The sequence below is a fragment of the Pseudoalteromonas peptidolytica genome, from assembly GCF_012641745.1.
In the GTDB taxonomy this organism is placed as follows: domain Bacteria; phylum Pseudomonadota; class Gammaproteobacteria; order Enterobacterales; family Alteromonadaceae; genus Pseudoalteromonas; species Pseudoalteromonas peptidolytica.
Window position 1 is genome coordinate 1 of the sequence record NZ_WEHZ01000001.1, and the last position, 12,327, is coordinate 12,327.

8 protein-coding genes and 1 pseudogene are annotated in these 12,327 nt (G+C 42.7%); 5 read left to right on the top strand and 4 right to left on the bottom strand.

What is annotated here, in order from left to right; all coding sequences use genetic code 11:
- The 3 genes and pseudogenes from F9Y84_RS22025 to F9Y84_RS00010 all read left to right on the top strand — a co-directional run.
- Positions 1–111, top strand: a pseudogene (locus F9Y84_RS22025) (IS982 family transposase); the annotation flags it as partial.
- 258 nt (positions 112–369) lie between these two features.
- Positions 370–1,974: a hypothetical protein gene (locus tag F9Y84_RS00005; protein ID WP_147391263.1), complete on the top strand. Its 1,605-nt coding sequence runs from the start codon at positions 370–372 to the stop codon at positions 1,972–1,974.
- 220 nt (positions 1,975–2,194) lie between these two features.
- Entirely contained in the window at positions 2,195–3,784 is a 1,590-nt protein-coding gene (locus tag F9Y84_RS00010) for a hypothetical protein (RefSeq protein WP_147391264.1), read from the top strand.
- Positions 3,785–4,613: 829 nt separating this feature from the next.
- Here the strand turns inward: F9Y84_RS00010 and F9Y84_RS00015 are convergent.
- Positions 4,614–5,009: a VOC family protein gene (locus F9Y84_RS00015; RefSeq protein ID WP_147391265.1), complete on the bottom strand. Its 396-nt coding sequence runs from the start codon at positions 5,007–5,009 to the stop codon at positions 4,614–4,616.
- Positions 5,010–5,029: 20 nt separating this feature from the next.
- Between F9Y84_RS00015 and F9Y84_RS00020 the strand changes: the two genes are divergently transcribed.
- Positions 5,030–5,320 carry a ribbon-helix-helix domain-containing protein gene (locus tag F9Y84_RS00020; RefSeq protein ID WP_147391266.1) on the top strand — a complete coding sequence of 97 codons (291 nt, stop codon included), beginning with the start codon at positions 5,030–5,032 and terminating at the stop codon, positions 5,318–5,320.
- 8 nt (positions 5,321–5,328) lie between these two features.
- Here the strand turns inward: F9Y84_RS00020 and F9Y84_RS00025 are convergent, their stop codons facing one another.
- The 3 genes from F9Y84_RS00025 to F9Y84_RS00035 all read right to left on the bottom strand — a co-directional run bounded on the left by F9Y84_RS00025 (position 5,329) and on the right by F9Y84_RS00035 (position 10,090).
- A complete protein-coding gene (locus F9Y84_RS00025) occupies positions 5,329–6,006 on the bottom strand; it encodes a site-specific integrase (protein WP_167508305.1) in 678 nt (225 codons plus the stop codon).
- Positions 6,007–6,342: 336 nt separating this feature from the next.
- The gene (gene galU, locus F9Y84_RS00030; protein WP_147391267.1) at positions 6,343–7,221 is read right to left on the bottom strand and encodes a UTP--glucose-1-phosphate uridylyltransferase GalU; all 879 of its coding nucleotides are present in this window, start codon (positions 7,219–7,221) and stop codon (positions 6,343–6,345) included.
- A 370-nt stretch (positions 7,222–7,591) separates the two neighbouring features.
- Positions 7,592–10,090, bottom strand: coding sequence for a S8 family serine peptidase (locus tag F9Y84_RS00035; protein ID WP_147390116.1), 2,499 nt, complete (start codon positions 10,088–10,090; stop codon positions 7,592–7,594).
- A gap of 623 nt (positions 10,091–10,713) precedes the next feature.
- Here F9Y84_RS00035 and F9Y84_RS00040 point away from each other — a divergent pair.
- Complete coding sequence (locus tag F9Y84_RS00040; protein WP_147390115.1) at positions 10,714–12,237, top strand: autotransporter outer membrane beta-barrel domain-containing protein; 1,524 nt, start codon at positions 10,714–10,716, stop codon at positions 12,235–12,237.
- Positions 12,238–12,327: the final 90 nt, after the last annotated feature.

The window sequence follows — 12,327 nt, forward strand, 5'->3', positions numbered from 1 at the left end:
TCAAGACATAGAAGCTTGCATGGAATGATATTAACAGTCTTGGGTGCGCTGATTGCATACAGCCACAAAGAAAAAAAGCCATCAATTTCTATTGATGAACTGATGGCTTAAACCGATCTCGGGTTAATTAAGTAATTAAGCAAATTGGTATTGGAGGAGTTACAAAACTTTCGAAGAAAACCCAAGAAGTAGTTAAAGGCCCATCTAAGAACCGTAGGTAGGTTTACTGCTAAATGCTATTCCCAGTTAATAAAATTATTTTACCTCCAGCCTAGACAATCCTTGAAGCTTTTCTATATTTAAATCTCAACACATCAAAATGCGCCACCACGCCAATGGGCGCTTGCTAAAAGGGAACAAGGATCCATCATGATTTCGAACAAAAAATCTTTACTCGCTTTATCTGTAGCGTCAGCTTTAACACTGTCAGGTTGTTTTAGTGATGATGATGACAACAAGGTTGTGGTGGTACCACCAACAGAACCAACAGATCCCGTTGTGGTTGCACCTGAGCTGCCCGATGCACTTGCTTTGGTTGTGAGCGCAAACATAGTGGATGCAGCAACGCAAAGAGTGGTCGACGCTAATGTTCGATTCTTGGAAAACGGTGTCGCATCTCAAAATATCGTTGATGTTGATGGTAATGCCATCTCCATGATTGAGGGGACTGGTGGAAGCTTTGCATTTACAAAAAAAGAGGATGCAACACTAACAGAGGTAACTGTGAGTGTAACTGCTGACGGTTATATCGGTAAAAGTTTTGTGGTTAACTTAGCGGCAGAAGAAGGCCAAACGGTATTGCCCGTGCAGTTAGCGATCACCTCAAAAAATGCTGATGGTGTATCAGATACTGTGGTTCCAGCAACGATAGGAGATGATGGTTCGTCTTCTGAAGCGATTGTAGCGCAAACTTCAGGTAAAGCAGCCGCTGGGGCTAACATACCCGCAGGGGTTATTTTGCGAGATGCGTCTGGCAACCCTGTTACTGGCCAAGTTTCGGTCAATGTCAGTGGCGCAGACGCTTCAACCAGTGCTGTTACTGCTATTTTACCTGAAGGGTTGAATGCAAGCGGCGCTGCTAATGTCGAACAAGCAGTTGGGGTGGCAAACGTGTTAGTGAATAGTGCGACAGGTAGCAAAGTTAAGCAGTTTTCAAACCCAATCACAGTAACGACTTCTATCCCAGCAACAACAACGTTGAACGGTGTACCAATCAAGACTGGCGATACATTGAGCCTCAAATCTCACAATGAAGATACCGGTGTATGGACTGCAGAGTCTACCCAAGCCACGGTTGGGAGCTTTAATGCTGAGACCAATACCTATACAGGGTCTTTTCAAACTGATCATCTAACGTTTTTTGCCTTAACCCGAACAACAGCTGCTTGTACCAATGATATGGTGGTTAATTTTACTGGAGCTGCCGTGCCTTCTTCAGGCCTCTTAGTAACAGAAACCTCATCGGATGCTAGTGCCAGTGGTTACGCGCCTGGGGGCTCAAGCTCTTTGAGAATATTAAGTGGTGCGCTTGCGACTCGTTATGGCGTTTCTGCTGAAGCAACAGCGCGAGTCAGGGTATTTGATTTTTCTAATAACATTTGGTTTGACTCGGTAAGTGAAGTTCCAGTGTGTGGAACGGTGCAGGCTGAGCTTGTTGAACCTGTAACCTATGTTGCTGAAACCTTCAGTCTAACAGCTACGTGTAGCAACGATGCTACTGTGTCTGTACCACTCACAGCTTCAGTTGTACGTTACTCTTTACCAGGCTTTTCTGCTAAAACAGCTGTAAATTTAGGTGCCGGCTCTTATCAGTTTTCTGACATGGTTGAAGGTTCAACATACAACGTGAGCATTAACCCTCGTGTCAATGATACCAATGGCCCCGTCGCTGCTCAAACTACGACTATAACTGCAGGAGGTGCAGCAGAGTCATTGAATATCACAATATCTTGCTCTGAGGTAACAGGAGCCTAATATTTTATAAAACAAAGCAGTAGAGCTGGCATTTGGATCAGCTCTACTGAAAATCTCTTCCACAAGCTGCACCAGTTTTGAAGTAACGGGTGATCAGCGCCATAAAAACCTCATTCCAAAGCTGGAGAAATTTAAAACCTCTTCTATAGTTTTTATTTGATATTAAAAAAATGCGCTATTGCGCACTCGTGCGCTTTCAAAATCGGAACAAGGATTAATCATGATTTCAAATAAAAAGTCTATACTAGCTTTATCAGTGGCTTCTGCACTGGTGCTTTCTGGTTGTTTTAGTGATGACGACGATAATGTTGTTGTGCCACCGCCTGAACCAACGGATCCTGTAGTGGTTCCACCAGAAAGCTCAGATCCGCTTACTCTAGTGATCAGTGCGAACGTGGTGGATAGAGCCTCAAATGATATTGTGCCAAGCACAATCCGCTTCCTAGAAGGTGGAGCGGTATCAAGCAATATTGTAAATGTAGATGGAAATGCGATAACATCACTGAGTGATGACGAAGGTGCTTTTGTGTTCACCAAAAAAGATGGCGCTGAATTGAGTGAGGTGACCATTCGGGTGAGTGCTGAAGGTTACTTTAGTAAAGACTTTACTGTAGCACTTGAGACATCAGGAGACAGCACCGCTGTCAATACTCTGCTCCCTATCGTTGCCAAAACTGGTGATGATGTGTCTGACACAACTGTAGAAGCGTCAGTAGGTACCGATGGTACAACCACCAGTGAAATTGTTGCTGAAACAACGGGTAAAGCAGGAGCTAGTGCAAAAATCCCTTCAGGTGTTGTATTACAAGATGCTGACGGTGCAGCTATTTCTGGCGCTGTTTCACTTAACGTGAGTGGTGCAGACTCAAATAGCTCAGCAGCAGCCTTAGTCTTGCCTGCAGGCTTAAATGCCGGTAACGACTCTGGCAACATACTTCAAGCTATTGGAGTATCAAATGTTGTAATGACAGCTGCAAATGGTAAAAAAGTTAAAAAATTCTCAAGCCCAATTACCGTTTCAATGTCTATACCTGCTGGAAAAAAAGTCAATGGTGTAGAGGTTAAAACTGGTGATATGCTAAACCTCAGATCGCACAATGAGGACACTGGCGTATGGTCTGCTGAAGAACAAATGGTCACAGTTGGCGAGCTAAATGAGGCCACTAATACCTACAATGGCACCTTTCAAACAGATCACTTAACCTTCTTCGCTGTTACAAGAAATGAACCTCGCTGTGACGCTGGCGTGATAATCAATACATCCGGTGCATCAGTACCAAACACAGGGTTACTTGTGACTATGCAGTCTTCAGATATGGGGGAGTTATTTGCGGTTACACAAGATGGTAACACCACATTGTTGACTGGACCTCAATCGTCGCGAGTTAGAGTATCAGCAACAGCGACGGCGAGCATAAGGGTATTTGATTTTTCAAACAATACTTGGTTTCAATCAAATGGGGAAATCCCTGTTTGTGGCACGTTTGATACACCGTTGACTAACCCTGTTACATTAGTGAGTGAAAACGTCTCGATAACAGCGACTTGTACAAACGATAGCACCGTATCTACACCAGTACCTGCTGCCGTTGTGAGGTATGCTCAGGGTAGTAGCTCAAGAAGAGCAGCCGGAAATGCGGGGGGAGGCACTTACACACTAAGTGACATGGTTCAAGGGCAAACCTATACCGTGTCAGTTAAACCAAGAATAGCTAATGCGACAGGCCTTGTAACTGCAACAATTACAGCAGACGGTACAGCTGAAACAATTAATGTGCCGGTGACTTGCTCAGTAGTGACCGGTGCATAGAAAATAATGATTAGTCCAATCATCTAAGCCGCGGAGACGCGGCTTTTTTCTAGGTAACAGTTATACTAAGTAAGTTTGATACTTATTCAATTTGAAGGAGTAAGCCTGATGCCAATTAGGTTAAAGACTTCTAATTATTGAACAATTACATAGTAAGATTTTTGCCTAGCCTACAGGGCGTAGGTACCTCGGTGTGAGCAGGACGCAAAAGCGGTGTTACAAACAAGGCTTTATCACCTCAAATTAGCAAGCTTAATTAACCTGAGCTGCGGATAATTAATGCCTCTCTAGCAGCCAGTTTTAGCGCTAACTGCGTTGAATTCCCTTTCAATAGTCAGCTATTGGTGCGTAAATTCACCTTGCCTACAGGATGTAGGTACCTGAACGAGAGCAGGACGTGGGAGCGGTGTTTTCCCTAAAGCTCTCTGGCTAGACAAGGAAAAAACTAAGTTGTGCTTTGGCAACAATGAGTTGGAACATGCCTTATCCAAACCTTAGATTAATTAAGGTAATTGATACTGACCATATCTTAAGGGAGTCGTTTTTTATGTTGCTCGTTTATGTTGAGCGGCGTCAAACCAACTTATTGCAGTAAACCCAATATCATCAAAATCTGGCTTTATATTAAGAAATAAGGCCAATCTAACGGCCTGCTGACACACTAAATTAGCTGAAGAAAAAGTTGAAATCTTGCAAGAGTAAGCATAAAAGCTGCGTTATACCTAATTCTTTGCTGAAAAGTGTAATGTCAGGCGTGTGTAATACACGATAAACTCACTCGATCCCTAACGCAGCTTCAGGTTATCTCGCTTTTATCCTAAAGCTCAGATCAGCGATATACATCGCTTTTCTCAATAACTTCAATCTCATACCCATCAGGGTCAGTGATAAAAAAGAACTTGGCAACTAGCACATCTCGATTGTAAAAGTCTTTTATGGCCTTTGGCTGGTAACCAAGCGCCTGAGCTTGCTCAAAGGTGGACTCTAGTTCATCAACAACAAACGCAAGGTGCCCGTAGCCATTACCATGGATGTATTCTGACTGCATGTCATGGTTCCAAGTCAACTCCAGCTCAAACGAGGTTTGCTCATTACCCAGATAAATAAGGGAAAAGTTGCTAAAATCTATACGTCGTTTTACAGTCAATGCAAATACGTCGTGATAAAATCGAATTGATTGATCAGCATCTTTTACTCTGATCATGCTATGTATCATTTTTGCCATTTACAACCTTTGGAATGTTTATGTGTGAGCTATACGCTTCAACGGCACCGCATCGATATGAAGTTGATCGGCGCTCTATTCGTATTCAAGGCGTGGTAACAAGCCTTGCGTTAGAAAACGAAATTTGGTCTGTGTTAGAAATTATCGCAAAACAGGAGCAACTATCACTCGCTGAGTTTATATCTACACTGTATCAAGAGGCGATAGAACGTCATGGTGAGATTAACAATCTTGCTTCTATGTTACGGGTAACTTGCTTAACTTACCTCGCACATCATAAATTAGCAGGGGTAGAAAAGGGTAGTAGCTGAGTACTACATTAGTGGCGGTCTAAAAACCTTTGCCAAGTTATGTTCGGATTGATAACTCTAAGCTGAGAGGTGATCTGCTTTAATATCGCTAATGGCGGGCAGGTTACTATATCGCCATCATCCTTTAATCCAAGCAGGTAATGCAAGCTACTCTTATGACCTTGTTGGATGGCTGATATTCTTATTTGTTGCTCAAAATTCAAACGAAGGCTACTAATAGCCGTTTTCATTCCTTGTTGATCGACATTGGGTAAGCCGCATTTTTGCAGGTAGCCCTGTCGCTCTCCTTCTCCTGAAAACCAAATTCTGACTTTTTCACTGTACCTTCCACTTTTGGCCGGTAGATCAAATAAAATACGTTGTTGACCGAGTTTTTTGACCTGCGTTAAATATTGCTCGAGTCCACTTTGCCAAAGCGCTGGATGAATAGGTACCACGCGAGGCTGAATTTTACCATGGGTTTTAAAGTGCAATAGGTGAACATGGTCTTGTTGAAAAATATCATCAAGGGTGAGCGAGCCAATTTCGTCGCTGTAGGCACCAGTGTAGTAACTCAGTAACGGTAGCCAAAAGTGCCAATGTTTGGGCTGTTCCCGTTTTAATTTTTCGTCGGTATAGATGTACCCGTTAAATAGAGTATGAAGTTCCATTGTTGAGAATGCTCGTCTGCCTAAATGAGTTTTCATACAATGATCAACACCTTGAGTATTAAGAGCGGTTAGTGTAGCGGGTTTTGTTTTTTTACGGAAGGGTATGATATACCGCGCAGGTCACATAATCTATGGGCTAATCTAAACTTGAAGTAAGAAGCGAGTTAATCAACTAAAAGGCAGTATCCTAAAAGTATACTACCACTACAACGAGAGGTTGTTGCTTTCTGTAATGGAAACTACTGCCTTTAAGTTTAATGCAGTAGTATGGATAACAGCTGCTAAAGAGAATGCTGTTATCCATAAGAGCCATTAGTATAAGTCGCTGCTAAGTGCGAGGTGTGATAGTCGCTATCCCAGTCTGTGACTTGGCTATTGTAATTGCTTTAAAAATTGTGAAAACGCGTCACCTAGCTGTTCATCTCGGATAGCATATTCAACAATCGCTTTTAAATAACCAAGTTTATCGCCACAGTCGTGCGATCTACCGCTCATATGAAAAGCTTCAACGGTTTCTTGCTCCATCAGCATATCAATGGCGTCAGTGAGTTGTATTTCACCGCCAGCCCCCTGTGGTGTCTTTTTAAGGAGCGGCCAAATATTTTTAGAAAGCACATAGCGGCCAACCACTGCGAGATTAGAAGGTGCTGTCTCCATATCAGGCTTTTCTACCATGTGCTTAATAGGGCTGCTTTCACCTGGACAAAGCGTTACACCACCAATATCGGCGATACCATATTTGCATACGTCTTCTTGGGGAACAGGCTCTAACATGATTTGGCTGGCTTGTGTTTGTGAAAAACGTTGTAGCATTGCAGCTAGATTTTCTTGGCCTTGATCTGCGGTATATTCATCTAAAATGACATCAGGTAATACAACTACAAAGTCACTATCGCCAACAATGGGTTGTGCGCACAAAACGGCGTGACCTAGACCTTTTGCTTCACCTTGGCGAACGTGCATAATGGTGACATCTTCAGGGCAAATTGAGCGGACCTCATCGAGTAACTTACGTTTCACACGCTTTTCTAGCGTAGCTTCTAACTCAAAGCTAGTGTCAAAGTGGTTTTCAATTGCATTTTTAGAAGAGTGGGTTACAAGTACAATTTCTTTTATCCCAGCAGCTACGCACTCAGTAACGATATACTGAATAAGCGGCTTATCGACTAAAGGTAGCATTTCTTTAGGAATTGCTTTGGTCATTGGGAGCATTCGGGTACCAAGACCCGCAACAGGAATTACTGCTTTCATAAAAGTCCATATTTTGACTGATTTCCAAGTTTCATCGGGCATTGTATCTTTCTGTCAAAAAGTTGCAAATTAGAATAACTTGATAGTTAGACAGAAGGTGTGAACGCTTGTTTATTTTTTGTTTTTTATTTTTTGTTTTTTTGTATCGAGGGGGAAGTATTGAGCGCTTAATGCCAATTTGCTTAATTAAGTGGTCTATTTTGAGGCGAGAAAATCTTGTCGATAACTCCGCTACCGCGCCTTGCTATCGCTAAGGTACCTACATCCATATAGGCAAGGCAAAAATTTTGCTATTTAGTTGTTCTAAATGAGACATTTTTAATAAAAAAAGCCCCAAGCGGGGCTTTGATTATCCACTGGAAGAGGATGATTAGAAGTTTACTGTGATCTCATTTGAGCAAAGCTCAGCAGATTGACACACTTTATAGGTGTAGCTAGTTGCCTCAAGGTCACGAGCAAAATCTCTGTACTTACCTGTGTTAGAAACGGTTTCAAGTAGTCGACCATCTCGGTAAATTGATACCTCACTTGCACTACTTCCTTCCCATGATAGTTCAACACGGATAAAGCCCAAGCGAGATTTATTTGCCCTCACAAGAGATAGTGCGACTTCGTCGCTGCTTACCACAACAGATTGCGCCGTTGTGTGACTATTGCCTTCGCTATCGGTAACGGTAAGTGCAACGTTATATTCACCGGATGCTGCAAACTCATGAATAGGGCTTGCGTCAGTGCTCGTGCTGCCATCTCCAAAATCCCATGCCCAGCTGACAATATCATCATTGGGATCACGGCTTTCATCTGTAAAGGTTACGGCTAAACCTGATGCACTATAGCTAAAGCCTGCCACAGGTGGTTGTGGTGCTACTTCACCAAGACCCGTTAAGTTTAAAGTCCAGCTGTTTAGTGAGCCGGTGTCAATGCCAGCATTATCAGAAACAGACAATGTCCAGTCACCCGTTGCAACTTCACCATTAAATGCCGCTGAATTGAAGGTTTGATTAATGTTGTCTGTGCTACCGCCCTGACGGTTATGCAGTGTAGCAACGGTTCCTGCTGGTGACGTTAACGTCACAATTAGGTCCCCGATATAAGTGTGAGTAATATCTACAAGCGTGTTACTGTCAAATACCGTAACAGCATCAGCAACAGTGATCACAGAGGTAATACCGGTCGCGTCGTTGTCAGGGATGTCAACTGCGGTGGTATTATCATAGCTAAAGTCACTTAAGCCTTGCGGAAGTACATAAAGTCCAACCTGTTCGCTATCAGCTAACTCTCCAGACGTCGCGTTTAGAGTCAAATTATACTCGCCCCACGGCGTCGTGCTGGTGGTTGGCACTGATAACGTTACAGTATCACCAGGCATAGCTGTATCAGCAGATAGTGCTGCACCCTCAAGAGGTGAAGCCACCGCAAGGTTGATGGAACCTTGCCAATCAGCAACTGATGTGAACGTAAATTCATAAGTTGCAGTATCACCAGCAACAATTTCTAGATTTGCTGGACGTGCTGAGACTCTAAAGCCTGGCTCAGGATCGGCATCAATAACAGCTTGATTTACATTTAAACGCGTACCAGAGACCGTTTTATCGGTAAGATCTGCGTTCACGTCACCACTTTGCATTAGTAGATTTTTAAGCTCAACAGCACTCAATGTTGGATTCACAGAAAGTACTAATGCGGCGGCACCGGCAACATGAGGTGTGGCCATAGATGTGCCTGAATAACTCGCATAGCCGCCACCAGGTACGGTAGACAGAATTGCGCTACCTGGCGCACCCATATCTACCGATGTTAATCCCCATTGTGAGAACGAAGACATAGCATCAGTATGTGTTGTGCTGGCGATAGAGAAAACAGTATCGTGATCATAGCTTGATGGATAATGTGGGTTTACATCATTATCAACCGCGCTGTTACCCGCTGCTGCAACAAACAGAATATCCGCATTTTCGCTTGCTGTAATCGAATCAGACAGTGCTTGGCTAAATCCGCCACCACCCCAGCTGTTATTTGTTACGCGGACATTGTGGCCTGCATTTTTTAATGCAACCATATAGTCAATACACTCGATAGCATCAGAAGTAGAACCTGAGCCTGACGCATCTAGGAATTTACAGCCTACAATGGATACTTCATGGTTGACACCAACAACACCTGTTGCATCATTACCAGTGGCACCAATTGTACCAGAAACGTGAGTACCGTGACCTTGGTCATCCATAGGGTCACCGCTACCTGTGATTGCGTTGATCCCGTATACGTCATCGATATAGCCATTACCATCATTATCGATACCATCTCCAGCAATTTCGCCAGGGTTTACCCAGGCATTTGCTGCAAGGTCTGGGTGTGTGTAGTCCACACCTGTATCAATAACACCGACAATCACATCACGTGAACCAATACTAATGTCCCATGCCTCAGGTGCATCGATATCAGCATCTGCTGTTCCACCTGTTTGGCCGGTATTGTGCATACCCCAAAGTTCATCGAAGCGGCTGTCATCAGGGATCCCAAGTGCTTTGACCTGATAGTCTGGCTCTACATATTCTACCGCAGGGTGGTTAGCTAGCTTTTCAATAGCTTGTTTTGCTTTGATGCTATCAAGCTTAAAGTTTGCTAGTCGTCCTTTCAAGACATGGCGATATTTGTCATCTACACCGTCAGCGTTTAAATCCGATATTTTTGCTTTAACAAGATTTCTTGCGTTAGCGCGCAGTGCCGCGGACGTATTTTCTTTAAATACCACTAAAATACTGTCGTCAGCAGTTGCGGTTGTTGTGTCAATTTGAACTGCTGCTTGAGCGGTAAACGCAAATGCAGGTAGCAAAGCCAAAGACAATGCAGAAAGTTTTGATCTCATTTTAATAACCTTTTTAATTTCAAGCGCTTTTTATTATCACGCTGTTTTAGTTGGTAGTTTTCTGGTAGTGGCTGTGGTCTTTTTGGCAACGCTTTAAAACGTAGACGCAGAAATTCGGCTATGCAATGTAAAAAAAGGGTTAAATAAAAAAATCAGGCATTTTTATTGGTTTGCAAATTTAAGAATATATTATTTAGTTCTTTTTTGTGAGTAGAGATAAGCTAAACGCGATGGAACTTTAGTCATACTTTTTTTGTAGTTAAATTTTTGATTTGTAATGGAATGTGATTTTTTATAGGTAAGTTTATGTAATTATGAGGTTATATATTTCATAAAACCTTCCTATTTATCTTCGGATGTTCCCAACTTAGAGTTAGAGATGGCAAAACGTAATGGAATATATTATTTCAGAATATCAAGGTGGCTGCTTTGATATAGATTATGTTTTTCACTCAAATGTAACACTCTGGTAACTGGCTTAGGTAGGAGCGGCTCAAATTATTGAGCCAGAACAGGACGTTGATTAGGTGAAGGTGGTATTTAACTGAGTAAAGGCAACTGCTCAGACGCAACACTGAACACTTAATTTTAAAACAATATAATAAATCTCTAAGGAGAACAGTGTGAAGTTTTCAAAATCAATTGTGAGCTGCGCCATAGCACTTGCATTAACTCATTCGTTTGCTGCACAGGCTGATACAAAATCAGACAACAAAGCGCTTTCTACTTCTGCACTTTCACAAGTTGAGCAAATCAATGGTACTAGTAACCAGTTAAAGCTTTCTCAAACTTCAAGAAGCCACGGTGATAACGAACTAATCTCCGTTCAATCTGGTGTTTCCAACCTAACCGATGTAACAACAGTTGGTGATGATAATACGACGACAGCAGAGCAAAATGGTACAGGTAATGTTGCTATTATCACTACAACCGGTAATAACAATGAACAAGTGTACAGCCAAGACGGAGAGTCTAACGGCGCACTTTCAGAAGTAACAGGTGATGATAACAACATTGATGTACAGCAATCAGGTGCTGGTCTGCTTGGTATTAATAACGAAGCGATTAACGTAGTAGCCGGTGATCAGAATACCATCTCGGTGTCTCAAGGTTCCGGTGGTCAATGGTTCTATAACCTAGACATGCAAGGCAGCCAAAACGAAGTCTCTGCAACACAAACTGGCACTTGGAATGAGGCTACATTAGAGTCACTGCAAGGTGATATGAACCAAATAACCTTGACACAAGACGGCTTGTACAATCAATACAAGGTGGTGAGTTTACAAGGTAACGAAAACGAGATTGAATCTAGTCAAAGTGGTGATTTCAATGTGGTTTCAATTGAGACAATCACAGGTGATGATAATCAAATAGAAATAGAGCAATCAGAAGGTAATAATAATAGCGTTAGCGTGTTTGAAATTTCAGGCGATAGTAATGAGCTAGCGATAGAGCAAGAGGGTTCGGGTAACCAGTTTGCATCTGATTTACTTGTTGGTAGTGACAATGAGATAACCACAGAACAACGACGCGAAAACAATAACATTTTGGCAGATGTTGTTGGTGACAATAACGAGTTTAGCGCACTTCAGGTCGGCGATAACAATGATATGTACCTAGGTGTTGCAGGGAACAACAATGAGTTTTCAGCCGTGCAAATCGGTGATGGTAACGTTGCGCATATCGCCAATTTCAACGGTAATGATAATGATGTTGAGGTGGTTCAAACCGGCAGCAATAATGAAGCACTTGTACAGTCATCTTATCCAAACGTGAACTTGGCAAGCAATAACAATGCGCTTGATATAACTCAAGACGGTGACAGCAATGGTGTCGCTGTGACAATGAGCAGTGTTTTTGAAAGTAGCGCTAACCAAGTTGATATTGCTCAGTCTGGAGAGTTCAATGCCATTGATCTGATGTTAGAAGGCAGTCGCAATATGTTAGACATCACACAAACTGGCACTAATAACTTTGTTATGGGGATGGGAGCTGACGCTTTTGTTATCAATGGTGATGATAATGCCCTAACAATTAGCCAAATGGGTGATGGTAACTTGGTACAAGGTGGCATTACAGGCAGTGGTCAAAACATCACGGTTACACAAGTAGGCGACAATAACGTTGCTACAATAACGCAGCAGTAACTGCGAATAAACGGGGGCTTAGTGAGCAGGCTCCCGCTTTGTACTGGTATCAATTTGTCTTGATGCTTGCTCAATTCGAAGGAGTAAACC